General features: G+C 30.1%; 1 pseudogene. It reads right to left on the bottom strand.

From position 1 onward, the window contains the following. Window positions 1-644: 644 nt before the first annotated feature. Window positions 645-863, bottom strand: a pseudogene (locus tag HMPREF2937_RS13660) (hypothetical protein); the annotation flags it as partial.

Here is an 863-nt window from a genome sequence, read left to right as displayed (position 1 = left end):
TTTAAATTCGTCATTTAAAAAGAACGATAAGGGGATGGGACATAAATCCAGTCTTAAACAAAAACCAAGGAGAATCTTTAATGATTTTCTTTGGTTTTTTTATAAAATACTCATACTATTTCAAAAAAATAAAGTCCTCACGTATAATTAGAGAATAACCAAAAACCCAATCATTGAAGGAATTTTATGTATAAAAAAATATAACATGTTTCAATTATCACCGCCACTAACGACTAACTTTACCTTCCCTAAAAATAACACAGCATTAATAATCAAAACAACAGCTTAATTAATGAGTTTCAAACCGGAGAAATTTACACTATAGATATGCAAGATAACATCGATTATAAAAGGGTATGTTTAACATAAAAAATAAAATTATATGTGTTAAATAAGTAATTGTCTTACTTTTGTTTATAACCTTAATATCTTTGCTCGATCTTATGTAGTGTAGTCGAAGGTATTATCAGCTAATTATCGAGTTTGCTCATAATAGTACCACTTGCGGTTATTTGTTCAATTTCAAGCTATACTTCATCTTCATGATTTGTAGAAAAATAATCAATAATAGCTGCAAATTGTTTGTCTAACATGTGCTTTCCTCCTCAAAAACTATAGTTAAGAATGAGCGATTATATAGGGGGTTAATAAGGGATTCCCTCATCATCTACAAGCCCTGCTTTCGCCCACATATGCATACTTGCTGCTTTTAAATTATTATCATGTTGTTCTGTTGGTGTAGGGTGTTCCCACATTACAGACCATTTGTTAATGTGATCTAATTTAGCTGCTAATTTTTTTGCAGTACCTGCAGCATACGCAAAAATATTATATATTTTATCACCTTGTCCTCTGTTATAGTT

Source organism: Staphylococcus sp. HMSC061G12 (assembly GCF_001838465.1).
GTDB lineage: Bacteria > Bacillota > Bacilli > Staphylococcales > Staphylococcaceae > Staphylococcus > Staphylococcus simulans.
Note: the sequence above shows the minus strand (reverse complement) of the source record. Positions and strands in the feature narration are given on the sequence as shown.